We start from the raw sequence: 22,756 nt of genomic DNA on the forward strand, positions 1-22,756 counted from the left end.
CTTCACTATAGGAGGCGACCCTAAGGTACGCAAGCGCCCTGGGCCTGCGCCCCCGGCAGCGCGTTCACGTAAACGGTCCGGAGGTAAACGCGGCAATTTAATTTAAGGGGGCTCTACTTACACGGAAGAGCCGGTTTACCAGACAATTGAACTGCTTTTACCATCAAGCGGCTGCATTGGGCGGCGGTCAACGAATCCGGTGGGTTGATGTGGTTGAAGTAAATGTGGATATTCTCCGGCCCGTGAGCTAAGACCAATACATGGTTGGTGCGATGGACAATTTTCTCTTCGTACACCTCGTCCGGAAAAAAGGTTGACGCGAACAGAAACGAATCGGGGGTGACCAAGGCGTCTGCCTTTTTTGTCTTACTCCCTTTCCGGTTGAATTCGTAGAGGGAAGCCTCGCCCTTTTGCTCTTCCAACACATCGGCCTTGCGCCTTTCAAAGGCAAAGAAGCCAGAAGTCATGGTCTGAAGGCTTTGCCACGATTCGGTACACGTGGTGTCCAAGCAGTGGAAGAGCAAATAATTGAATACACCAGGTCCCACGTGGTCGGTTCGTTAGCGGCGCTCTCCCTGGCAAGCGGCACTGCTGCAGGGAGAGGATGCAAGAGCCCCCCCGGCCCCCCACCGCAGGCAGGCTGCCCACGAGTAACAGGGCGAGTAAAACGTGTTTCACGAAAAGCGCTTTCATGGGGATACGAACCCTTAACTAAATCATGATAATGAGTTCATCTAAACGGTACGGCAGTAAAACTGCTTTGTTTAGAATAACGAGCGTAATTATGCCCTTTCACTAAGCCCTTTCGATGAGCTACGACTTAATGGTATTTGCGAAGGATTCCGCACCGAGGAACCGCGCTGACTTTCTGGAATGGTTCGACTGCCAACTGGAGGGAGAAGACGACGGAGAAATCACGTCTGATTCACCCGCTATGCTGGCATGGCACCAGGAAATGGTGGCTGCCTTTCCCGACATGGACACCGTGGAGGAAGAGGAAATAGCGAACGGTAGGTGTGGGGAGTACAGCATTTTCACCGGGGCCATCTACGTGAGCTTTGCTTGGTCGCAAGCATCCGTAGCCTATGAGACGATGAGGTCCTTGGCTGCCAAACACGGTGTAGGCTTTTTTAACGTCAGTGCCGAGGATGGGGAAATCATTATACCAGGAGATGGTACCAGCGGCCTGCTCCTGCTGTAGTCTGCCTTCTATGCCTCGTTACGTCCACAAACGCTTTCGACGACTGTCCATCTACTTTAGCCATGAAGCAATTGCCACTTTACCTTTTCGGCGATTGCTATGTACTCGGTTGACGGCGCACTATTCCACTTTTTTGCGCGGGTCCTCTTTCGACGGAATCCACACCATTCTTCTCTTTCTAACCAATCTTCCAACGGAGAACAGGCGGGTAGAGAAAAAAGTAGTCGGGTATCTCGACTACTATCTAGTGGTTGATTTTCAGCTATTGGTGCGTCTGGCGACTGACCAAGAGCGTCAGCAGTATTTGCTTGCACGTATGCAAGCGGGAGTACGTCAGTTCGTGCAGCAGCAGGGCTGGGACATGGCCCGCTTTGAACGGGCATATCAGGCATGCATAGCAGCCGAATTACCGGTAGAAATACAGTATTAGCGAACCATTTATGTGTTCACGCAAACGGTGGTCTAAACTAACGAGTGAATTAATCGCCGCACGTTCCCCTCCGGTGAAGTGAGCAGGCGATTAGGGAATCACCGTGAAGACCGACGTGACAATGCTGCCAAAACTATTGGCCATGTTCTCTACGGGATGGGCGTAGAGCGCAATGCGGCCGGTTCCGGCCCCGGCAGGCACCTGAATTTGGAGGGAGTCGGCCGTGGACAGGACCGGGTTCAGGGGCGAGACGATAACCGACGCGGCCTGCCCGCTGGCGTTGGCAAACGCCAACTGGTCGGCTTGTACGGTCTCCAATAAGTGCCGGCCGTAGATGGTCACCACCGTGCCCACGCGGCCCTGGCTGGGTCGAATGCCCGTAATGATAGGCGAAGGAGTAGAGCGAACGCTGATTTGGTGCCTTGCCGGCTCGTAGCCGTCCCGGGTCACGACCACTGACACATAGGCATAGGGTACGCCCGCCGGCACCCTTGCGCGGAGTTGGGTGGTCGAAGCCGTCAGCACCGGGGCCGGCAGGCCTTGCACGGTCACTTGATTCTCGGTGGTCACGCCGCTAAAGCCCTCTCCCTGGATGGTTAGGGTATCGCCGATAACCGCCGTGTTGAGCGTGCTCCCCCCAATCTGGGTCGTGCCGGGGGTAATATCGGTAATCAGGACCCGATGCGGGGCGTCCTCGCGTTCACAAGCAAAAAAGAGCAAGGCCAGCAAAGGCAAGGTAGAAGGTACTAGTTTCGTTTTCATAGAAGAGAGACACTTTCGTTCACCAACCACTAATTTATCAAGATAGCATCAAAGTCTATGCAAACGGTCCGATTGAAATAACGAGCGTATGTTTCGTGATGAACGCACCCGATGACACCGTACACCAGCAAGCGTGGCTAGCGGCTGTGGCCCAGTACCCGGTGGGTAGCCCCTTAACGGGCACCGTCGTACATCAAGCCCCTTTCGGCGTATTTCTGGACGTGGGCCTGCCGGGCGTGAAGGTCTTGCTGGAAATCATTCACTATGCCGATGCGCCAGAATATGACCCGGCCAATCCACCCGCGGCTCCCTTTGCCGTACACCATCCGGCCCTTGGCGAAACAGTGACGGCCACCGTTTTTGGGCACCTGACCAGAGAAATCAGAGTCAGCGCAAAGCCCATTCCAGCGCTGAAGTAAGGCGTTCCTTAGTTCAGCGAAAGGGTGGTCTAATTAATGAGCGTTACGGTGGGATTCTTATCGATGGTGCGCTAGTTCAGCGAGAAGTGGGCCGTAGTCCTCCAATTCCTCCAGCGTGTAGCCCGTTGCAATCAAGTATTGGTGTGCCAAGCGTAGCAAGGCCACCCACTGGGCCATAAACGCGGCTTGTTCCGCTTCCACTACCGGGACAGCATTTAACGCCTCTTCCAAGGGCCCATCCTGCGCGGACACGCTGTGCCAAGAAGCAGTGACCCGTACCCTGCCTGCGGCCATTTCTACCAACCAGCTTGCGTGAAAGGTGTTCGAGGGCCAACAAATGGAGAAACTGCCCTGGGTGACGGTCCGCAGCTGCCGGACCAAACCGACCACATTGTGGACGACGATGCTCAGGTCGTACTTGTAGGAAAGCGGTACCGGCACGCCGTTCCAGTGCAGCCGGGCCCCATCCAGCAAGTAGGGAAAGCACGATTCCAAGGCTTCGCCCAGGCTCGTGTCCTCCGGTTCTTTTGCCCCCGGTTGGGTGGGCGGATACAGCAACAAGTTAACCACGGCCAACGGGAGAAAAGGAGGACGATACCACTCAAAGCAAAGCTCGCGTTTAGCCAAAGGGTGGTCTAAATTACCGAGTGTTATTTCACTTGTATCGCTTCCCTCACCATGTACGGGTCCTCCCCATGATGAATGAGGTAGGTGAAGTCTTTGTCGGCAAACATCGTCGCGGCGCTGCAGCCGGAATCCAGGGGCCTCAGGGACGGGACATCTACCGTGCTCAGGCTGAACGAGCCGGTGGGGGAAGAAGAGTCTACTTCGTCCACCGCAGTCAAATACCGGTCTCCTGCCGCGACAACGCGCTGGTGGGTGAAATACGTGAGCCGGATGGGCTCCTTCAGCACGGTGGAGTAACGGCAGTTAATCCGCTGAAAGACGTAACCAGCCCCCGCTGCGACGAAAAGAAAGACCAGGACTTTGGTGGTGTTTGTCATTGCTCGATGCCCAATAAGGCGAGTGATTGCTGCTATAAAGTAGATTAGCGTTCACGCAAACGGTGGTTTTAGTAAGTTGTGACTTGCGGTTACGTCTGCAAAATTCTTGGGAAGGCTTAGAATAATTTTGCTCCCCGTTGCCATAAGAGGGCCTATCGCACCGCACCGGCCTCCTTACCCTACCCGCTCGTTATATTCTCAAACAAAGCCTAATTGTTACTTTTTGCCGTTGCGTTGGCATGCGGTACTGACAGGCCCATAACCTAAAGAACGTGCAAGCGAAACCAGACGGTGTGATGCACCTATAAGCATAACAATCTACAGCAAGCCGCACTATTACAGCCTTATTTCTTCACAAGCCATTTTTGACCGCCGCGTTCTTCCATGCTAAACCCCTGAGAAAGATAAATGGCTTGCAAATGCTCCTCGAAGGTGGGCAGACGGTTTTTCCTGGCAAAGGGTCCAGGGCTGTCGTACATGGCCCTTACTTCGGCCACTAAGTATGTGACTTCAGTGGTCGCCACCGTTTTTTTAGCCGCCAGTGCCTTTTTTGGCGGCGTCGCTGTACGCTGACTCTCTAGGTAATCCGGCAACAGGTATTTTTCTACCAATGCTTTGTAGATGGCCCCGGCGGGTTTTTTAATTTTTCCCAGCCGGTGCTGCGATCCAACTCTTTCGATGACGAAACGCAAGTACCCCTCGTCGTATTCTTTGGCTTTTAACTGGGTTTCCACTTGTTGGATGCTGTCGGTCTTCAACCCCAGTTCCAGCAGCGCGGCCGCCCAAGAGTCCACCGGCAAGACGGGCGCTTTCTTGACCGGGGCCTTGCGCGCAAATTGAAAGCTAACCCGCTGCACGACCTTGCCTTGCCGCTGCACCTCGTAGGAAAAGGGTATGTCGGTGACGGCAAGCTGGTCGCGGGCTGGTTCCAGTACTTTGGCCTTGAAGCTTCTGAATTGGGGGTATTCGTGGTCCTGCACATCCAGCACAAATCGCAACTCCTGCACGCTCATGGTGCGACGACCAAATTCCGCATATTCTTTCAGCAGCCAGTAGATGCGCAAGGCGGAAGGGCTTTTGAGCTTCTGAACCTCTTTTAGGTCGGCCAAGGTAAAGTTGCCGGCCTCTTGAAGTTGCAGCAGATAGGGCAGCGCATCTACGTTGAAGCTGGCCACCACCCCGCCCAGTTCGGGTTCCCAGCTAGCGGTCGAAATCAGATTGATGTAAGTAAAAGCCGGTTTTTTGGTGCGCCGGCGGGTTTGGGGCTCTAGCTTCTCAATGTAGATTTTAAACTCCATGATGTTCTGGCACATGGCATCCACCCGTTCGTAGGCCGACCCGGCTTGTGAATCGAGAATCAATTCCTTAATGGGAATAAGGTGGCTGCGGAACTCGGTTTGTCCAAAATCCTGCCGAGCCAGCATGGACACGAACAGCCGCATTTGCAGCGGTATCATCGAAAAACGGGCGTTTATCAGCGCGTTGTGCTGAGCAAGCTGCTGGTTAGGATTGTCTTCCGGTTGCATTGAGTGCCGTCTTTTTGGTTACAGATAGAGCAGGGTACCAACGTCTTTTTGGTTACACTTAGCACCAGCTTCGAACGTCTTTTTGGTTACACTTATGACACAAGGGCAACGTCTTTTTAGTTACACTTAGAACCGTTTTCAAACGTCTTTTTGGTTACAGATAGGTGCCGTCTTTGTAGTTACATCTGCCGTCTTTGTAGTTACAGGTAAACCAAAGGATTAACGTCTTTTTGGTTACACTTGCCGTCTTTTTGGTTACACTTGCCGTCTTTTTGGTTACACTTGCCGTCTTTTTGGTTACACTTGCCGTATTCAAAACACGAATAATCAGCTAGTTGTAGAAGCAGTAATACTTCTAATATAGTTTAACTTTCTAAAGAGCTAGCTTTTTAGAAAGTTATTTCTTTAAAATTAAATCATTCAAGTGCAGTTAGTTTTCAGGGGCGGCGCGGCGGCGAGCCAACACCGCTGATGCCTTCAAACGCTAACTAGCCGGCCATCGCAACGAAGTTTCTAAGCCTCTACTGTTTGCTGCTACAGTTACCATTTGTTTAGGCGCCCATAGGGAGAATGTGAGGCCCCTTCTGGTCAAGCTAACGTGGCGGCAGCGGAACCATAATCGCCGGAGCCCCCACCCGGCCGCGAAGCCAGCCCCCAGTGCGCGGCGCCAGCGGAAGCAGGCAGCTACCTAGTAGGCCGGCTAAGCAGACTTGCGGACCAAACGCTTGAGCGTTTTGGCAGCCACTTTAGGGGGCAGAGCCTTCTTCGCCTCGGGCTTATCGGCCAAATAAGCCACTAGGGCCTCGTGCAACACCTCGTGCAACTCCATGTGCGCCCAGTACTCGTACTGACGCAGTTCGCGGTAGACGTCGGGCTTGAGTTGATTGGTGAACACTACGCGGCTTACCGGGACGGCTTCCGGCTCCGTTGGCGGGAGGAGCGCTACCGGTCCTGTTGGGAGAAGTGGGGCCGTAGCGGGCTCCACCCCGTATATCAGGTCGTCGGCACTCGCGGCCACCCGGGGGCGCGTACCAGTCATTGAGGGCTTGGCCATAAAAATCAGGAAATGCGGGTGAGAATTTCGTCCGTGAGGCCCCGATAGTCAGCCGCCCCGTTGGAGTTGGGGGCCCAATCGTAGATGGGCCGTTGCATGCTCTGGGCCTCATCCAGGGAGACGTTTTCCCGAATGGTTTGGCTCATGATCAGCGCGGCTAAGGCTGGGTCGGCCTGTAGGTCGCGGGCGTACTGGTGGTGCAGAGCTTTGCGGTAGGTCGGCGAGTATTTCGTGAAAAAGATGCCCCCGACCCGCAATTGCGGATTAAAGTTGCGTTTTAGACGGGCTACCATCTCAATGAGGGCCGTCATCCCCTCGCTGCCGAATAAATTGGGTTGTAGCGGAATGAATACAGCCTCGCTGGCCACCAGTGCCGATACGGTAAGAGGCCCCAGGTTTGGGGCGGTGTCGATGATGACGTAGTCGAAACGGGACTGCACCTCTTCAAGCTGGTGGCGGAAAAAGAACTGATAGTCGGGCGCATTGCCGAAGCCCTTTTCCTGCTGGGCCATGATGCGCGCCGAGCGCACCATGCTTAAACCCGCACTGAGCGGGTGGCAGAGCGAGGCCAGCGTAGGTACCCCCTCCCCTTCCGTGAGGGCCAGCCCCAGGTGCGGCTGTTCAGCGGGCAGGCCGGAAGCCGTGCTGGCATTGGCTTGCGGGTCGGCATCGATGAAAAGCACCCGGTTGCCCAACTCCGCCAAGCGGTGGGCCACGGACAGGGCGGAAGTCGTCTTGCCGACCCCACCCTTGTTGTTGGCAAATGTTAGGATGCGCATGGGAGGTGAAGTAGATTCTTCACAAACATACTGCTAACAAACAACACTGCAATACGACAACATGTGCAACACAAAAATATTAGACTTATTGCAATACAAATTTATTGGAAACATGTACATATCAATTGCAGTATTGCTCATAAGTACAAGCAATATGTACATACTAGCAATGCTACAATACTGAAATACAAATGGCGGCCATAACATTAGGTTATCGGCCGGCCGCAATGGATAGCAGTAAGGCTAAACGGTCAGTACCCGCACTGCAGTGAATAATCCTTGTAAAATGGTGTGAAAGCCAATTCTCAAGCAATACAGTGCAGTTGGTGCTTTAACTGGTTGTTTTTAAATCTGCATCTGCTACACTGCAATACATATTGCAAAATGTTGGATGCCAATCTATTCGACTCATCGTCTATGCGGGAATTTCCGCAAAACCAACAATGTATGAAAGAACCACCATAATGCCAGCAATACGGAATTATGTGCAATATCAGCAATACTGAAATACCAGCTACAGGGCAATACGCCTGTTTTGTTTGGGCAGGCGACATTGAAGCGCTGGAAAGCCAAAAGGATAGGCACTGGCAACGAGTGGCTGGGTGAGTGGCAATCAACTAACGAGCAAAGGAGGGAAGATTAAGTGCCTAGAGGAGTGTTGAGCCTGTGTCACTCGCCAGATGTTGATTGCCACTCACGAGGCTTGTCATCCTGTTTCTGACCCAGCGTTTTTACAGGGAGCGCTAGACCTTAAAACGATGTAGTCGAGCAGAGGGCCACGTGAGGGCAACAGGTTGTAGCGGCTGCTGTCTCAACTTGGCCCCGCTTTCACTGGCTGTGGAGCAGCTAACTGATTCGTTGAATACCGACTGATTGCTTGTCAATTGCCACCATGCGCAGCAGCTAGCGGCGGCCAGACCGCCGCTAGCTGCTGCGCTCGTACCGCGCCAAACAGCTTCATGGCCACTGGCTCGACCACCGCTCAGGCAACAGCGGGGTGGATAACACCCTGGCGGACAAGCAGCAGGATTTCGCCCCGGGTCAGGGTGGGTACAGCTAACAGCGGCAGGGCAACCCCTAACAACCCGACTTCCAGACGGGGGAATAACTCGTCCAGCGCCTCGTCTTCCAGCAGCAACGCGGGGTGCAGGGCCTGGACAATGGGAATCACCGCACGCAGGTGAAAGCAGGTCGTGTCCACAATGCAGCGGACGTCCCCGTAGTTCACGGGCACGAAAGGTGAGTTGGTATAGGGTTGCTCCAGGTCTTCCATGGGCATTCCTTACAGCCACGCAGCCACTATCAGGGCCCGCTTGGCCCGGCGCAGGTAGGCCATGGCATCGGGCAACGAGCCTTGGTAGAGCAGCACCAGGTCCGCCCCTAAGTCGGGGGAAGCAATCCGCAAGAAATGGGTCGTATTTCCAAGGTGCCCGATGCCCCCGACCTCAATTGGAAAGGGAGCAAGGTGCTCACAAAGTTGACGCACCGCTAGCAATCCTGTGGGCTCTCCGTCAATCCCACAGGGAGGGTGCCTTCATTGTGATATGAGGCTCCATTCCCTGCCAGCCAAGTTCACCTCTGAAGCTCCGCAATGATTCCATCAGTGAGTTGGGGGGCTGTATGCCTAAGAAATAACGCATTTCATTGGAGCAAAAACCAAATGATAATAAATAATCAAACTAGCTGATGAGCAGATAAAATATAAATAGAGTAGTACAGGCAGGAACTAATGGTGCAGGCCTGGTTTTGCTAATGGGTCTGATGACTTCGTCTTGCTGAATGCAAACCCTTTGTAGTAGGTGCATTTTAGGCTGGATGCGCTGCATCGTTACTTGGTAAACAACCCCCTACTTCACACCTATAGCAAACGTACACACCCAATTTAATAAGTTTCACCCCGATAAAAAAAATCGGGATTCGGCTGGACCGATTCAAAAAATAGAAACAATTGTGCGACAAGCGCAACGTTATCCATCGCCGTTTGAAAGGCAACCTGCCCGGGGTTTTTGAGAAGTACGGGGAGCCAAATCTGATTCCGACTTTTAAGGACCAAGGCAGCTATAAAACAAACACCGGCATTAAGCTGCTGGCGGGCGGCAGTGGGTACGACATTGACCAAGGCGTTTATTTTGATACGCCGAAAGACAGAGAGGGCGCCTATTCACCCCTTACGTTAAAGAAGCGAGTCGAAGAAGCGTTAAATGAGCTTACAGATGACATTCGCATTCGCCGTCCATGCCCAACTCTTACTCAGCAGAAATCAAGAAAAACTCTTTCTATTGGCAAGTAAAGGGACAGACTAACCGATTCTATTTCTTCGCTCCTTCAATCAAACGGCCTGCGTTTAGCTTCGGACCCTTTGACTAAACTGTTTTTACCGGGTCAACGTCCGGGGAAGGATGCGGATGAGGCCCACGATGGCCAAGGCACTAATCCAGCACACGACGTAAAGCTGCGCGCGGAAGAACCCCAGGGTGCCGGGCTGGTCCAGCCAACGGTAGAAGGGCACACCCTGGGGACTCAGTTGGAAGGCTACGGCATCGACAACTAACAGGGGCACGAAGGCCCGCAGCCAAAAGTGCACGGGCACGTAGCGCCCGGCCTACCACGAGGCTCCGGCCAGCACGTACCCGCTCAGCAAGGCGTGCAGCACGAGCCCATACACGTAGTAGGCAGGATTCATGGTGGGGGCGCACGCAACGTCCACCGCCGCGCCGCGTACGCCAGCAGCCCCGACAGCCCGGTTTGCACGGTGCTGGTCGTGGCGAGCCACCCCCACCGCGGGAATGAATTGACCGGTCCCCAGCCGTTGGCCACAACGACCAGCACCAGACAACCGAACACGTATTCGAGCACGAGCATCGGCGTGAACCATCATTTCACTGAACCCATAAGACCCGCCGGCTCACTAGCAAAGCTGCCTAGCTAGGCTTCGATGTAGAAGACAAAGGACATCGTTTCGGTGGCCTGTGCCAGCAAGTCGGTGTTGGCAAACCAATCCAGATGAACATGCCCACCGGCATCCAGGGTAGACACGTTTTCCACAAATTCAGCCAATTTTCGAAACGCTTGTGCGTCCCCCGAAAGCTTCAGCGCTGCCCTATCTATGCGGACGGTGATGACCCCATTTGATTGTTCCATGTGCTCTATCGTTAATTCCCGCATTGGCACGGGATAATACTTGTGGAGCTTGTGCCTGAGAGGAAACACCCCCGTTGAAAGTCCAGTTAACCGTTTCGAGGCGCGGGCGAACCCGGTGCACGTACCCGAAATCGAAATCTCAATTTCAGAGTGCTCTTGATGTGAACTGGTGTGGATAGCTATTTCGCACATCGTAGGCAATGGGTTTAAACGCTCGTTAAGTTGAAAGACTACGTTTACCTTCGGACCGCTTGAAATACGTAAAAGGGCTATTGCTTTGCTTCAGTGGTGGGCGTTGGCACGTGTGCCGTCCCCATTAGGATGCGGGTAGGACAGCCGTCGAATAGGGGGCCACAACCCGCCAGCTTAGGCGAGTATACAGCGCACAGCCAGCTTCGGTGGCCACGAGCAGGCGCTCGCTAACCCCGGCCTCGGCGGCCACCGCATCCAGCGCGCCCATCAAGGCGGTCGCCAGTCCTCTGCGGCGGTGAAACTTCTGTGTTTCGATCCGGTCAAAGACCGCACTTCCCCGGTACAGCACGACTCGCCCAATCGCCGCCGTCTGCCCCGTGGCATCGGTTAAGCGGATTACGGAAGCCCCATGTTCGACGGCGACCATTGCCACATACTCGGCGGGCACGGGAAAGGAGTAGGGCAGCACCGTCGGACAGGACATCAAATATCGGGGCTGTTTCACCTGCCATGGAGCGGGCAGTACGCGCCGCAGGTGGGCTGGTTCGACGGCGGCCTTGAGATAAATGAAGGGCTCGTGGATACGGATAGTACAGGCTTGCAGCGCGGGTCCCGCGTCCACAAACACGTGGCGCCGCACCTGCTCGGGCCAGCCCACCTCGACGACTAATCCACCGCCGTCGGGTTGGGGCAGCGGCAATCCGCGGGCCAGGCTCCAACCTGTCAACCAGCGGTCCAGAAGAGGCAAATCAACAGGCATTATTCGGGGAACTAGGAGGCAACAGGAGGCTATTGTAGTACGAACTACGGCGTACGAGCCGATGGATGGGATGAGAAGGACGACATGCTTACCAGAAGCGGAATCCTCGTTTTAACGATTCTGACCGTTTCAATGAACGAAGAAGAAAGGGGCTTCTTAAAGTGTGTGCTCCCATGCGGGGTATGTGAACCAGTCCTTCAAGGCGCCGGTGCGGGTAGCAGTGCCATACGCGTCGGGAACCACGTGCACGACCAGATCCGGGAAGACGAGCTTGCCCCGGTTGGGGCCTCGCCGGCAAAGGCATACAGCCACACCTGTTCCACGCGGGCGCCCAGGGTCACACGTAGCGCCGAAAGGCCGCCAAGCGCGAAGCGTTCGTGCCCCAGGGGGACGGCTTCTCCCGCCTGCAACTCGGCGACCGGACGCGCCCAGACGGGGCGCCGAGGCTCCCCCGCTTGCTGGGGCAGGTCCAGTCGCGGGCCCGCAGGCCCATGCTCCACCCGGGGCGTTTGCCCGTCAGGGAACTGGGCCAGTTCGAAGGCCCCGGCTGTGGTCGAGAGGTACACGTCTGCAGACGTGTCGCCGAGGGCTGGGAACGCCGTGGAGAAAGTCTCTTGGTTGCCGTCGAGCACCACTGCGCCGACCAAGGGATGCAGTTGGGCAAAGTAAACCATAAGAGCAGGCAAGGCGACCCGGAGGATAGCCTGCCGCCCAAGTCAGGGAGACAATACCTTCATTTGGCTCATTTAGCTGAACATTAAGGCTGTTTGCGGAGGGAATTAGCCAGTAAAAAAGGCTATAAAAACTATCACTTGATAAGCATTTGTGCCCAGTTCACTTCCGCTGGGGCTTCAGTTCGTCGGGGCTGTTCTTGGTGAAGGTGCTGAACTGCTCGCGCGAGGGTGTTTCGAACAAGTCTTTCACCACGGCTAACTCGACAGCTGCGGCCGGCTGAAACTTCGCCGACTGGGCGTAGCGCAGCAGGCTGTAGTAGAGCTGCTGGGCGGCGGGTCGCTGGGCATCATCGGTGGCCGATAGGTTGGCGCTGGTTACCAGCAGGCGGCCGGGGCCTACGCGGGCTTCCAAGACTAGGGCTAGGCGGCGATTTAGAAACCAGGTGTCGATGGGCTGCACGATGGGCCGGAAGCCGGACGGAAAATCCTCCAGGTGCATCACTTGGGCCTGGTTCACGATTTCCCACCACTGCAAGTCGCTGTGCGCGTCGGTGGGAAAGTCGGCCAGGGCGGGGTGGGCTGGGTCTACCACGAAGCCCGTGACGTGCGGCGGGCGCATCTTAAACCACGACGTATTCCAGAACACGGGGGTGAAGCTCATGGCTACTTCTTTGCCTTTCACGACCTTGCCCGCCGCATTCAGCAGCACGCGGCCGCCCCGCGCCAGTACCTGCTGCGCCCGGGCGTCGAGGCTGGTGCACACGTACACGTCGCTTTTGGGCAGCGTCGGCAATTGGGCCGGGTACACCCAGAAGCTCCAGTCGTTGGCTACGTCGGTGCCGGGTAGGGTAATTTCCAAGGTCAGCTTGGTGGCGCTGCTGATGCCCCTTAGGGGTAGGCGTACGGTGCCCAGCGGCGTGTTGGTGCCCGTAGGAATGGCCACCGGGGCGAAGCTGCCCTGCGCCACCACCTGCGGGCCGTTTTTGATGGTCCAGGCCAGGGCTGAGGGGGATAGGTCTTGGGCCCCGTAGTGCGCCAGCTCGGCCGTGGCCTCGAAGGTTTCGCTGTTGGTAAACACGAACTTCGGTAGCCGCGCCAGCGGCACGGTGGGCTGGCAGAAGCGCCGGTACTGCGCCGCCGAAATGTAGCCTTTCTCCCGAAAAAATGGGTTCAGCACCCCCACCAGCGCCGTGCCCTGGCCCGGGAAATCCTGCAAGCCCAGCAGCTGAAACCCCGCTAAGCCGGGCGTGCGCAGCGTGGCTTCTATCTCATTCTTGTAGCACAGCGCCTGGAGTTTGCCCGACGCTTGCAGGAAGGCCTCGGCCTGGTCAGCCATGCCGCGGTCGGCGAGGTCTTGCTGAAACAGCTCCAAGTTGCGGGCCTTGTACACGCCGGTGTACTGGCTAATTTCTTTGAAATCAGGAAACACACACCACTGGCCCATCTCGTGGGTGAGGTAGGGCATGGTGAATTTCTCGATGGCGGCGTGGTAGTCAAAGGTGCTGTTGGGGCGCTCTTTGGCCCAGGGCAAGCTCCGGGCGCCCGATTTTATCATGTATTCGTTTTCGGGCACCAACGGCCAGCTCATGGCCACCGAGGCGCCGGTGTAGAGGCGGCGGGTATCGCGGGTCTGCCAGTACTTCACGAAGTCGGCCAGGTACTTGGCTTGGTTGCGGCCGGCGGGTTCGTTGCCAGCGGCCAGCAAGCAGTAGGAGGCGTGGTTGCCGTAGGCGGCGGCCATGCGGGTGGTCTCGTCGAGGATGAACTGGTCGATGGGTCGGCCGTCGCCCAGCGAAGTGCCGTGGTTGGGCCAACTCGGCCCCTCGGGCTGGAGGTAGAAACCCAACTGGTCAGCCGCCGCAAACGCGGCCTCGGGCGGGCACCACGAATGAAAGCGCACGTGGTTGAAGCCGTGGGCCTTCATGATGCCCAGCACCCGCAGCCAGTTGGGTACGTCAGTGGCGGGGTAGCCGGTCAGCGGAAATTCGCCGTTGTGCAAATCACCCCGCAGAAACACCGGGCGGCCATTCACCAGCAGGCGGTTGCCCTGGGTTTTGATTTCGCGCATGCCGAAGCTGGTGCGCTGCTCGTCGGCCAAGCCCTTGCGGGGTTGCAGCGTGGCCGTAAGCTGGTAGAGCGCGGGGTGAAACTCATCCCAGAGTTGCACCGCCTCGCCCATGGGCAGCGTCACTTCCAAGGTGGTTTCGCCCGGCTTGGCGGTGAAGTTGGTGCTGGCCGGGGCCACTTGGTGCGGGGTAGCGGTGTTGAATGCCTGCGCTGCCAGTTGCACGGTGCCGTTCGCTTTTTTAGGCAACGTATTTTTTATTAACAGCTTGACTAAGGCCGTGCGGTGCGCCACGTCGGGGTAGACCTGCACGCTCTGCAAAAAGACAGGCGGCCCAGCCTGTAGTTCCAGCCGCCCAATCAGCCCGTTCCAATTACCCTGAATATGGTCTGATACGCTGTGCGAATCGGGCCCCACATTGAGCACCGTTAGGCGATTATCGACGCGCACAGTGAGCGTGTGCGAGCCGGGGGGTAGGGCCGCCGTGAGGTCGTACTCGTGCGGAGCAACTAGTGAAGTTTGCTGGCCTATTTCCGTATTATCGACCCAAACGCGGGTGTTGTAGTGAGCGCGCTCCAGGAATAGCACCAGCCGATGGCCGCGCCAAGCAGCGGGAATCTCAACGGTTTTCTGGTACCAGGCGGCGCCCACGTAGTAAGTGGCGGGCGTGAGCCAGAACGGAATTTTGAAGTTGTCGGGCTGGCGGTATTTGGCCATGCGCGGGTTGAAAAACCACGAGCTGTCGTAGATGGTGGCCGTCCATTTCGTGCGCAGCGAAATGGGGGCGCCCTTGCCGTTCTCGGCCATTGAGCCGGGTAGGCGCACGGTTTCGGGCAGGGTAGTGGCAAACCAGCGGGCTGCCACGCCAGCATCCTGAGCATCGGCCCGGAAGCGCCACTCGCCGGCCAGCGGCAGCACCTCGGCCGCCCGCAGCTGGCCCGGCCGACCGCCGAGCAGCCCCAACAGCGCCACGCAAAAAACAAGGAAAGAGCGCATAATCTAGAGAGTCGTTGAGCGTAAAAACCGATGGCGCGGGGCTCTGCCCCGTGCCGATTATTTGCGGGCCTCTGGCCCGCTACGTTAGGGCACATCTCGCGCTACGCAAGCAGGCCAGAAGCCTGCCAATAGTCGGCACAGGGCAGAGCCCCGCGCCATCGAGCGCACAGTAATTAGCATAAGGTGAAAGTCTTATGGCTTGGTAGAAACTACCAACCGGTAGCGCGGAATGGCTTCGACTTGCCGCAGTTCGCTTACCTGCCCGCTGGCCGGAAAGCTGGGTCGTTGGCCGTCTTCGAGGTAAATGGGCGCATCCTGGCGCAGCGGCAAGATGCGTAGCTGCAAGGGCTGGCCCTTGAGGTCGGGGGCAATGTTGCGGTAGCTCACCCGCCAGGGCGCGCCGTTGTAGAAGTCGTCGGTGAGCAGGGTAGGGCCCGCCAGCAACCGGATAGCATCGCCGGCGTAGGTGAATCGCAAAATGATGTCATCCAGGCCATTTAGGTCGGCGCCGGTCAGGGCAAGGCCCCAGCTTGCCGCCAGCTGGTAAGCGGTGTCGCTGGGCTCCACGGCGCCCTTGGCTGGCCCACCCATGCGGATGGGTGGCACCAAGCCGCCCGGCTGCTCGGCCTGCGCTGTGGCCCCGATGGTGCGGGCTGGCGCCGTGGCGGTGTAGGTTTGAAACACACCTTCTAGGCCGCCTTTTTGCAAGGGTAGGCTGCCGCTGGGCGCGGTGGGCAGACTAGGGAAAAGGCCGAGCGCAAAGGCTGGCTGGCCCTCGCTTTGGAGCTGCACCTGGCCGCGGTCGAAATAGATTTCCTGGGGCGTGTGCACCAGCCGCTCGGTACCGGCCAGCAGGGCCTTCCAGGTGTGGCGGGCCTGCTCCTCCGTCAGCACCAGCACGCGCACGGCCGGCCCGGTGCGCGGCTGTACCGTGAGCGCCACGCCCAGGCCGGGCATGATGTCGGCCACCCGAAACTGCCCACCTGTGGCCGCTACCGGCCCGCTGGGTGTGCTAACCGCCTGCACGCTGGTGGCATCAAACACCAGTTCGGCCGGGATGCCAAGCTGGGCAAAAAACACGTAGTAAGGCTCGGTACCTACCTGCAACTTGGTGAAGAGCTGCGCCGTGGCGTACTTCAATTGTGCCCCACTTAGGTCAAGATTAAACGGCCAGATGAAGTAGCTGCCGGCCGGCACCTCCACTGGCTGCTGCGGAAAGGTGAGCGTTTCGCCCGGCAGCTGCACCGTGAATTGCACGCCCGGCCGCGCCGGCAGGGGGTAGTTGCGGACGTAGTTGTTGAAAAACAAAAATCCCCGGCGGCCCTGGGTGCGCACGGCCCAGCGCGGCACCGTGAGGTCGGCGGCGCTGGCGGGCTGCTGGGCGTGGGCGTGCGGAGCCATCGGGGCCAGCAGTCCGCCAAAGTCGTTGAGGAAATAATGCACCAGCTTGAGCTGCGCAAAGAGTGGGCTCTCGGCCCCGGTTTCGCCCAGCGGGGCCTGAAAATCGTAACCTATGCGCGGCAGGTCGTTGTAGCTGCCGGTGCGGCTCGACTCTTGCAGCCATGATAGCTGGCCGCGCGGGTTGCGGCCGCCGTGAAACATGTAGTAGCCATAGAGATTGACGCCCGAGCCGAGCTGCACCGGCAGCATGGCTGCCACGTCGGCGGGCGCCAGCAACGGCCGGCGGCGGTACATCACCGGGATGCCACCCCCAAACTCGGCCCCCAGAAAGGGGTAGTGCGCCAGCTGCGCGGGGTTGTTGCGCACCGCCGTTTCGCCGCCCTGAATGCCTAGGTTGCCGCCCTCGCGGCTCCGGAAGCGAAAGTTGTAGACCTCGACCGGTGGCATTTTGGCGGGGCCACGGCCCCAGGGCTCGTCGGGGTAGCCGCCGAAAACGGGCAGCACTTCCTGCTCGGGGTAGCGCGCACCCTGCCAGCCCGTGACGGTGTAGAGTGGCACATCGAAGCCCTCGGCGAGGGCTATTTTTTTGAGCTCGGCAATGTGCACCGCGCCCTGGCCGGCTTTGCCGCGGTTGTACTCGTTTTCGAGCTGAATGCCGATGATGGGGCCGCCGTCTTTCCACAGTAAGCCGCGGGTTTGGGTCCGTAACTGGTGCCAGTAAGGGCGCACAGCGGCTAGGTAGGCGGGGTCGTTGCTGCGCAAGGCGCTGGCTGGCAGTCCCTTCACTAGCCAGTCGGGAAAGCCGCCGTTGCGCAGCTCGGCATGGTTCCAGGGGCCAATGCGGGCCAGCACCAGCAGCTGGTGCTTGGCGCAGAGCTGGACGAAGTAGCGAAAGTCACGGTCGCCGCTGAAGTCAAATTTGCCCTTTTCCTCTTCGTGAAAAATCCAGAATAGATAGGTGGCCACTATTTGCACGCCGCCGGCTTTCATCTTGAGCAGCTGCGCCTCCCAGCGCGCCCGCGGGAAGCGGGAGAAGTGAAACTCGCCCATGACCGGCAACCAGGGCTGACCATCGCGGACAAGGTACTGGCTATTAGCGCTCAGCGTGTGGCCGCCGGGCGCGGTGGTAGTGCCTAGGCGCAGGTACCCAGTTTCGGGGGGCGGGGTAGGCGCGGTAGCATCCACCACGAGCGGCCCAGTTTGGGCCCAAGCAGGCCCAGCCGCGCCGCTGAGGCCGATTGCTAGCAGGAAAAAGAAGTTGGCAAGCCAGGTTTTCATAAGATAAGGAAGGGCCAAAATGAGGCAGCCGTTAGCTAGAAGCTGGCATCTCAGCCGCCAGGGTTTTGAGCAGCGCCAGGTGCGTGTGTGCCCCTAGGTGGGCGGCATCTTGGCGCAGCACTTCTTGGAAAGCAGCTTCGGCAGCGGCGGGCTGGCCCAGGCCGGCGTAGCCCAACCCCATCAGGTACTGGCAATGGATAGTATTGCGGCGGCTGAGGTCATCGTCGAAAATAAGCAAATCGGGCAGCGACACGGCGAAGTAATCGAGCTGCACGGCGTCGTGCTGATGCTCCTGGCCGTAAGCCAGCAGGTGGGCAAAGCGCGCATGAGCTGCCTCGGGCTCACCTAATTGCTGCAAAGCCAAGCCTTGGTAGAATATTTTGTCGGGTTGCTGGTCGTTGTAAAACAGCGCAGCGGCGGGCGCGGCGCTGCCCGTGGCAGCCTGCTGCCAGGCGCGGCGGGCCAGTTTGGTTTCGCCCAAGCCCTGGTAGGCGCAGCCGAGCCAATAGTGCACGTCGTTTTCCTGGGCGCCGGGCAGCTTGCCTTCGCCGATGTTGACGGGGTAGGACGGGGCCAACGCCTGCGTGAGCCAGGCCACGGCGGCTTCGTAGTGCCCGGCGCGAAGGTCAGATTTGGCCAGTTCGACCAAGCTGTGCAGGTACTGGCCCGATACTTTGCCCTCGCCGCCCTCCCACGGGTGAAACTGCCGCCCCAATAGCAGCCCGCAGGCCTGCGTAGGCTGGTCCAGTAGGTTGTAGAGCGCGGCCCGCTCCAGCGCCAAATCATCCCGAAACTCAACCAATGCCGGATGCGCTTCGAGTTGAGCCAGCCGCGCCTGTGGACTGTGGTTGAGTCGCTTGCGCAGCTGGTCGAGCTCCATGAACACACGCGCATCGGCTTGGTTCAAGGCAAAAGCTCGCTCAAAGAACGTCAGCGCCTGCGCCGGGTCGTGGCGCTTGTTGAAATATGCTAGGCCCAGGTTGCGCCACACAGTAGCGAAAGTGGGCTGGCGGGCAGCGGCCGTTTCCCAGGCCGTAATGGCCTCGTCGTATTGCCGCTTATCATACCAGAGGTTGCCAAGCAGGTAAGGCGCTTGGCCATCGGTAGCAAGGGTGGCGGTGGCCCATTGCAGCGCCGCTAAGTCTTCAAGCCGGTTGGGGAAATAGTGACTGGCAGCTGTATCGGCAGCCGCTTGCAGGTGCGTCAGCGCCGCTGCCTCATCGCCAGCAAGGTGGCAGTAGTAGGCCAGGTGGTAGCGCATCAGTGGGTCGGGCGCGGCAAGGGATAGGGCCGATTCGAGCAGTTCGATGGCCTCGGCATACAGCCCGGCAGCGGCGTAATCGAGGGCGTATTCGAGGTAGTTATGGGCTTCGGCGCGGGCTAGCTCGTGCAGCCAGACCAGGCTTTGAGCTGCCTCGGCAGACTGGCCGAGCGCCTGGTAGCCGGCTGCCTGCTCGGCTAGCGCGCCTAGGTTGAAGCCATCGCGCCCCAAGGCTATTGCACACACGGCCAACGCCTTTTCTGGCTGACCAAGCTTGCGCAGCGCCACCGCTTGCAACACGTAGGCGCGGCTGTTGCGAGCGTTGCGGTCGAGGGCCCAACTTATGTGCGTTAGGGCTCGTGCGTAGTGGCCCCGCGCCAAGTCGAGCTGCGCCACCGCGAAGTAGGCGCTGTCTTGCCAAGCGCTGCTCCAGGTGGCTTTGAAAAAAGCTTCGTACGCCTCGTCAAGCCGGTTTTGGTACTTCAAGCTGAGGCCTAAGTTGTAGTAAGCTTCGCTGTCGTAGGGGTTGGGGTTGCGCTGGGTGAGCGTGGCTACCGCTTGCTGAAAGTAGGCCTCACTTTGGGCGAACTTTCCGCGTCTCAATAGCCACAATCCCAGCGCATTGTTGCTGCGGGCATCGGCTGGGTCGCGGCGCAGGGCCTCCTCGTAGTAGGGCACGGGGCTGTAAGTGGCGTGGCGGTACTGCTCCAGGTGCTGGCCGGTGAGGAACAGTTGCTCGTTACTCGCGATTTCGGCGGGGGGTAGGGCCGGGCGGGCGGCTTCGGGCAAGTCGGCCTGGCGGTTGGTAGCGGGCGCGTAGCGGAGCAGCTCGGTGCCGGTTGCGTCGAGCAGGCGCAGGTCTAGGTCGGCTTCGGTGGTGCTAAGCGGCACGGGCACGCGCTGGGCGTAGGGGCGCTCAGGGGCTAGGTCCTGGGCTTGGTCGAGCACCGGCTGGCCAGCTACGAGTAGCTGCACCCGGCAGCCGGGTTGCGCCGAGGTGGCAAATACCTGCACCAGTGCCTCCTCGCCTAGTAGCTCGATGTTCAGCAGCACGTCCTGAGTGGCGTTTTTGACTACGCCCAGCGCCCGGTAGGGTAGGAAGTATTGGGTAAAAGACTTTTCCTCGTAGGGCATCAGCCAGCTAAAATCCGGCTGGTTATCGGTGAACAAGCCCGTCATCAGCTCGATGTAGGGGCCATCCTCGTCGGTGAGGTTGCGGTCCCAGGCGCGGCCAAAATCGCCGTGGCCCCAGGTCCACTGCTTCTTGCCGGGCGATACGTGGTGGTCGGCCACGTGCAACAGGCCGGCCTGGGTGTCGTGCTCGTAGCCGCCCACAAAGTCGTAGGCCGAATTGATGGCCATGTAGGAGGTCGGCACCGGAATATTCTTGTAGCGCGAAATGTCGGTGCCCGGCGCGTAGTCTACCTTATAATAAGTGCCCGTGGCGATGGGAAACGCCGACACGTCGCGCTTGCCGTGGTCGAATACGGCGTTGACATCGGGCGGAAACACCGATTGGTAGTCATCGTTGACGCGCACCGCCGGGTTGGCCCACCATAAAAACGTCTGGGGCAGCGGCGTGCGGTTGTAGAGTTGGGCCTTGATTTCGAGGTAGGCGCGGCCGGGATGCAGCGTAAAGCCGGCCAGCCCCTTAGTATGAAACATGCGCTCAACTTCGTTTACCCACACGGTTTTGCTGCCATCGGGGTGCTCTTCAAGCCGGTAGTCGATGGGCGCAAACGTGCTGGGCCGGTGGTGCTGGGGCCAGTTGAACTCGATGCCGCCCGAAATCCACGGCCCCGTGAGGCCTACCAGCGCGGGCTTAATCACCTGGTTATGGTACACAAAATGGCGCTTCGCCAGCTTGTCGTAGGCCAGCTGCACGCGTCCGCCCAGCTCGGGCAAAATCATGATTTTCAGGTACTCATTCTCCAGAAACAGCCCTATATAAGGCTGGTCGGACTTAGTATCATAAATCTTATCCACGATGGGGTGCGGGTACACCGCGCCGCTGCTGCCCTGGTACACCCGGTTCTCAAAAAACATCGGGTTGCGGTCGGGCTCGCCGATGCCATAGGTGGGAATCAGGACGGTTTCCTGCCAGATGTGAACCTCTGAAGTGGGCATAGGTAGCTGTATTATAGTATGTTGTCTTAATAAATGGCGGTCATGCTGAGCGCAGTCGAAGCATCTCTACCGCTTTGTTCTGAGGTTGGACCTCACCCCCGGCCCCGGTTCGCTTAATGCGCGAAGCCACGGGGAGAGGGGAGCCAGCTGAAGCAGTAGAGATGCTTCGACTACGCTCAGCATGAGCGTTTCTAAGGCACCTAAACACGTTATTAGTGCCGGGCAAATGCTTCTTCCAGCTGCTCCAGGGTCTGCCCCTTGGTTTCCTTCACTTTAGCCCGCACGAAAAAGAAGCCGAGTAGGCAAATGCCCGAGTAGAGGTAAAATGGCCCATAAGTACCAATGGCTTGAGCGAGAATGGGAAAGGTGAACACCAGCACAAAATAGGCGCCCCACAGCGCGACCGTCGCTACCGACGAGGCCACGCCCCGAATACGAGTCGGAAAAATCTCGGAAATCACCACCCACGTCACCGGGGCCAGCGAGAGCCCGTAGGTGCCGATGGCTGCCAGCACCACCCCCGACACCAGCCCCGGCGCGGCGTGGGTCTGCAGCAAAAAGGCCAGTGCCAGGTAGCTCACCGTCAGCCCCAGCGCCCCAAACAGCAACAGTGGCCGCCGCCCCAGCCGGTCTACCAAAAACATGGCTACGAGCGTAAAAACCAAGTTAACCACCCCGATGCCGATGGTTTCGAGCAGCTGGCGGTTCAGGTCGGCACCTACCGCCGCGAAGATGGTGCTCGTGTAGTTGAACACCACGTTGATGCCGCAAAACTGCTGAAATACGGCTAGCGCTACCCCCACCACTACGGCCGGCCGCACGTCGGCGCTTAGCACGTCCCGAAACCGCGCTCGGGGTTCGCCACTGCTCGCTCGCACAGCCAACTCGGCCAGGGTGGCTTCCACAAAGGCGGGGTTGCCGATTTTGCGCAACACGGCTTCGGCTCGCGGCACTTGGCCCGCCTGGGCCAGCCAGCGCGGGCTCTCGGGCAGCCACAGCACGCCTAACAGAAACAGCAGCGCCGGTACCGCACCGAGCCCAAACATCCAGCGCCAGGCGTCCGGGCCGTGGTCAGCCAGGAAGTAATTGACCAAATTCGTTACCAAGATGCCCACTACCACAGTGAGCTGATTGATGGCCACGTTGCGGCCGCGCACAGCGGCTGGCGATACCTCCGCGATATAGAGTGGGCTTAGCATTGAGGCCATCCCTACCCCTATTCCGGCCGCAAAGCGCGCCACCACGAAAAGCGCCAGCCCCGGCGCCAATGCCATCGCCAGCGATGACCCCGCGAAAATGCCCGCCGCTAGCAGCAGCCCCGGCCGCCGGCCGTAGCGGTCGGCCAGCTGGCCTGCCACCAAGCACCCGACCATGCAGCCCAGCGCCAAGGAGCCTGTGAGGAATCCTTCCCACCACGCATCGAGCGCAAACTCGCGCCGCAAAAACGGCAGTGCCCCCGAAATCACGGCAAAATCGAAGCCGAACAGGTAGCCGCCCAACGCCGCGATAAATGCGATGCCTACCACGTAGGACGTGTTGACGGCGCTGTCGCCTAGAGCCGGCGGGGCAGGAATAGCGTGCGACATAAATGGGTGGGAATAGGCAAGAGAAGTAAGCAAAGGTGAGAAGTACGCCCGCGCATGCAAATAGCTTTTCCAACGGAAAAGATGGACAATACGCTTATCT

The 22,756-nt window shown here is 58.6% G+C and carries 21 protein-coding genes; 4 read left to right on the top strand and 17 right to left on the bottom strand.

Annotation, left to right across the window (positions count from 1 at the left end; translation table 11 throughout):
* Window positions 1–113: 113 nt before the first annotated feature.
* Window positions 114–467 carry a hypothetical protein gene (locus tag J4E00_RS27955; protein ID WP_208178659.1) on the bottom strand — a complete coding sequence of 118 codons (354 nt, stop codon included), beginning with the start codon at window positions 465–467 and terminating at the stop codon, window positions 114–116.
* Window positions 468–808: 341 nt separating this feature from the next.
* Here J4E00_RS27955 and J4E00_RS27960 point away from each other — a divergent pair, with 341 nt between their 5' ends.
* Complete coding sequence (locus J4E00_RS27960; RefSeq protein WP_208178660.1) at window positions 809–1,201, top strand: hypothetical protein; 393 nt, start codon at window positions 809–811, stop codon at window positions 1,199–1,201.
* A 10-nt stretch (window positions 1,202–1,211) separates the two neighbouring features.
* Complete coding sequence (locus J4E00_RS27965) at window positions 1,212–1,631, top strand: hypothetical protein (RefSeq protein ID WP_208178661.1); 420 nt, start codon at window positions 1,212–1,214, stop codon at window positions 1,629–1,631.
* Between the two features lie 90 nt (window positions 1,632–1,721).
* Here the strand turns inward: J4E00_RS27965 and J4E00_RS27970 are convergent, their stop codons facing one another.
* Complete coding sequence (locus J4E00_RS27970; RefSeq protein WP_208178662.1) at window positions 1,722–2,393, bottom strand: IPT/TIG domain-containing protein; 672 nt, start codon at window positions 2,391–2,393, stop codon at window positions 1,722–1,724.
* 98 nt (window positions 2,394–2,491) lie between these two features.
* On the opposite strand from J4E00_RS27970, the gene J4E00_RS27975 reads away from it, so the two are divergent.
* Window positions 2,492–2,812, top strand: a complete 321-nt coding sequence (locus J4E00_RS27975) for a hypothetical protein (protein WP_208178663.1) — start codon at window positions 2,492–2,494, stop codon at window positions 2,810–2,812.
* Between the two features lie 57 nt (window positions 2,813–2,869).
* Here the strand turns inward: J4E00_RS27975 and J4E00_RS27980 are convergent, their stop codons facing one another.
* The 7 genes from J4E00_RS27980 to J4E00_RS29910 form a co-directional block, all read right to left on the bottom strand.
* Complete coding sequence (locus J4E00_RS27980; RefSeq protein WP_208178664.1) at window positions 2,870–3,388, bottom strand: hypothetical protein; 519 nt, start codon at window positions 3,386–3,388, stop codon at window positions 2,870–2,872.
* Window positions 3,389–3,462: 74 nt separating this feature from the next.
* A complete protein-coding gene (locus tag J4E00_RS27985; RefSeq protein ID WP_208178665.1) occupies window positions 3,463–3,816 on the bottom strand; it encodes a hypothetical protein in 354 nt (117 codons plus the stop codon).
* 344 nt (window positions 3,817–4,160) lie between these two features.
* Window positions 4,161–5,342, bottom strand: coding sequence for a replication initiation protein (locus J4E00_RS27990; protein WP_208178666.1), 1,182 nt, complete (start codon window positions 5,340–5,342; stop codon window positions 4,161–4,163).
* 700 nt (window positions 5,343–6,042) lie between these two features.
* Entirely contained in the window at window positions 6,043–6,396 is a 354-nt protein-coding gene (locus J4E00_RS27995; protein ID WP_208178667.1) for a hypothetical protein, read from the bottom strand.
* Between the two features lie 5 nt (window positions 6,397–6,401).
* On the bottom strand, window positions 6,402–7,175 hold the full coding sequence (locus tag J4E00_RS28000; protein WP_208178668.1) for a ParA family protein: 774 nt from the start codon (window positions 7,173–7,175) through the stop codon (window positions 6,402–6,404).
* A 982-nt stretch (window positions 7,176–8,157) separates the two neighbouring features.
* Window positions 8,158–8,448, bottom strand: coding sequence for a hypothetical protein (locus J4E00_RS28005; protein WP_208178669.1), 291 nt, complete (start codon window positions 8,446–8,448; stop codon window positions 8,158–8,160).
* A gap of 9 nt (window positions 8,449–8,457) precedes the next feature.
* A complete protein-coding gene (locus J4E00_RS29910) occupies window positions 8,458–8,580 on the bottom strand; it encodes a hypothetical protein (protein ID WP_262898470.1) in 123 nt (40 codons plus the stop codon).
* A gap of 576 nt (window positions 8,581–9,156) precedes the next feature.
* On the opposite strand from J4E00_RS29910, the gene J4E00_RS28010 reads away from it, so the two are divergent.
* Entirely contained in the window at window positions 9,157–9,465 is a 309-nt protein-coding gene (locus J4E00_RS28010; protein ID WP_208178670.1) for a cyclic GMP-AMP synthase DncV-like nucleotidyltransferase, read from the top strand.
* A gap of 84 nt (window positions 9,466–9,549) precedes the next feature.
* Here J4E00_RS28010 and J4E00_RS28015 read toward each other — a convergent pair whose 3' ends face one another.
* The 8 genes from J4E00_RS28015 to J4E00_RS28050 all read right to left on the bottom strand — a co-directional run bounded on the left by J4E00_RS28015 (window position 9,550) and on the right by J4E00_RS28050 (window position 22,656).
* A complete protein-coding gene (locus J4E00_RS28015) occupies window positions 9,550–9,765 on the bottom strand; it encodes a hypothetical protein (RefSeq protein WP_208178671.1) in 216 nt (71 codons plus the stop codon).
* Between the two features lie 12 nt (window positions 9,766–9,777).
* Complete coding sequence (locus J4E00_RS28020; RefSeq protein ID WP_208178672.1) at window positions 9,778–9,948, bottom strand: hypothetical protein; 171 nt, start codon at window positions 9,946–9,948, stop codon at window positions 9,778–9,780.
* Between the two features lie 152 nt (window positions 9,949–10,100).
* The gene (locus J4E00_RS28025) at window positions 10,101–10,316 is read right to left on the bottom strand and encodes a hypothetical protein (RefSeq protein WP_208178673.1); all 216 of its coding nucleotides are present in this window, start codon (window positions 10,314–10,316) and stop codon (window positions 10,101–10,103) included.
* 316 nt (window positions 10,317–10,632) lie between these two features.
* Window positions 10,633–11,268: a GNAT family N-acetyltransferase gene (locus tag J4E00_RS28030; protein ID WP_208178674.1), complete on the bottom strand. Its 636-nt coding sequence runs from the start codon at window positions 11,266–11,268 to the stop codon at window positions 10,633–10,635.
* An 834-nt stretch (window positions 11,269–12,102) separates the two neighbouring features.
* Complete coding sequence (locus J4E00_RS28035; RefSeq protein ID WP_208178675.1) at window positions 12,103–15,003, bottom strand: sugar-binding domain-containing protein; 2,901 nt, start codon at window positions 15,001–15,003, stop codon at window positions 12,103–12,105.
* Window positions 15,004–15,195: 192 nt separating this feature from the next.
* The gene (locus J4E00_RS28040; RefSeq protein WP_208178676.1) at window positions 15,196–17,682 is read right to left on the bottom strand and encodes a beta-galactosidase; all 2,487 of its coding nucleotides are present in this window, start codon (window positions 17,680–17,682) and stop codon (window positions 15,196–15,198) included.
* Window positions 17,683–17,713: 31 nt separating this feature from the next.
* The gene (locus tag J4E00_RS28045) at window positions 17,714–21,070 is read right to left on the bottom strand and encodes a DUF5107 domain-containing protein (RefSeq protein WP_208178677.1); all 3,357 of its coding nucleotides are present in this window, start codon (window positions 21,068–21,070) and stop codon (window positions 17,714–17,716) included.
* A gap of 212 nt (window positions 21,071–21,282) precedes the next feature.
* A complete protein-coding gene (locus tag J4E00_RS28050; protein WP_208178678.1) occupies window positions 21,283–22,656 on the bottom strand; it encodes a sugar porter family MFS transporter in 1,374 nt (457 codons plus the stop codon).
* Window positions 22,657–22,756: the final 100 nt, after the last annotated feature.

Source organism: Hymenobacter negativus (assembly GCF_017571495.1).
GTDB classification, from domain to species: Bacteria; Bacteroidota; Bacteroidia; order Cytophagales; family Hymenobacteraceae; genus Hymenobacter; species Hymenobacter negativus.

Excerpts from the sequence above, each read along its gene's own strand:
- J4E00_RS27960 (WP_208178660.1), top strand. The coding sequence starts at position 809 with ATGAGCTACGACTTAATGGTATTTGCGAAGGATTCCGCACCGAGGAAC.
- J4E00_RS28040 (WP_208178676.1), bottom strand. The coding sequence starts at position 17,682 with ATGAAAACCTGGCTTGCCAACTTCTTTTTCCTGCTAGCAATCGGCCTC.
- J4E00_RS28035 (WP_208178675.1), bottom strand. The coding sequence starts at position 15,003 with ATGCGCTCTTTCCTTGTTTTTTGCGTGGCGCTGTTGGGGCTGCTCGGC.
- J4E00_RS27985 (WP_208178665.1), bottom strand. The coding sequence starts at position 3,816 with ATGACAAACACCACCAAAGTCCTGGTCTTTCTTTTCGTCGCAGCGGGG.
- J4E00_RS27975 (WP_208178663.1), top strand. The coding sequence starts at position 2,492 with ATGAACGCACCCGATGACACCGTACACCAGCAAGCGTGGCTAGCGGCT.
- J4E00_RS28050 (WP_208178678.1), bottom strand. The coding sequence starts at position 22,656 with ATGTCGCACGCTATTCCTGCCCCGCCGGCTCTAGGCGACAGCGCCGTC.
- J4E00_RS27965 (WP_208178661.1), top strand. The coding sequence starts at position 1,212 with ATGCCTCGTTACGTCCACAAACGCTTTCGACGACTGTCCATCTACTTT.
- J4E00_RS28005 (WP_208178669.1), bottom strand. The coding sequence starts at position 8,448 with ATGGAAGACCTGGAGCAACCCTATACCAACTCACCTTTCGTGCCCGTG.
- J4E00_RS28045 (WP_208178677.1), bottom strand. The coding sequence starts at position 21,070 with ATGCCCACTTCAGAGGTTCACATCTGGCAGGAAACCGTCCTGATTCCC.
- J4E00_RS28000 (WP_208178668.1), bottom strand. The coding sequence starts at position 7,175 with ATGCGCATCCTAACATTTGCCAACAACAAGGGTGGGGTCGGCAAGACG.
- J4E00_RS28025 (WP_208178673.1), bottom strand. The coding sequence starts at position 10,316 with ATGGAACAATCAAATGGGGTCATCACCGTCCGCATAGATAGGGCAGCG.
- J4E00_RS28030 (WP_208178674.1), bottom strand. The coding sequence starts at position 11,268 with ATGCCTGTTGATTTGCCTCTTCTGGACCGCTGGTTGACAGGTTGGAGC.
- J4E00_RS27995 (WP_208178667.1), bottom strand. The coding sequence starts at position 6,396 with ATGGCCAAGCCCTCAATGACTGGTACGCGCCCCCGGGTGGCCGCGAGT.
- J4E00_RS27970 (WP_208178662.1), bottom strand. The coding sequence starts at position 2,393 with ATGAAAACGAAACTAGTACCTTCTACCTTGCCTTTGCTGGCCTTGCTC.
- J4E00_RS27955 (WP_208178659.1), bottom strand. The coding sequence starts at position 467 with ATGACTTCTGGCTTCTTTGCCTTTGAAAGGCGCAAGGCCGATGTGTTG.
- J4E00_RS27990 (WP_208178666.1), bottom strand. The coding sequence starts at position 5,342 with ATGCAACCGGAAGACAATCCTAACCAGCAGCTTGCTCAGCACAACGCG.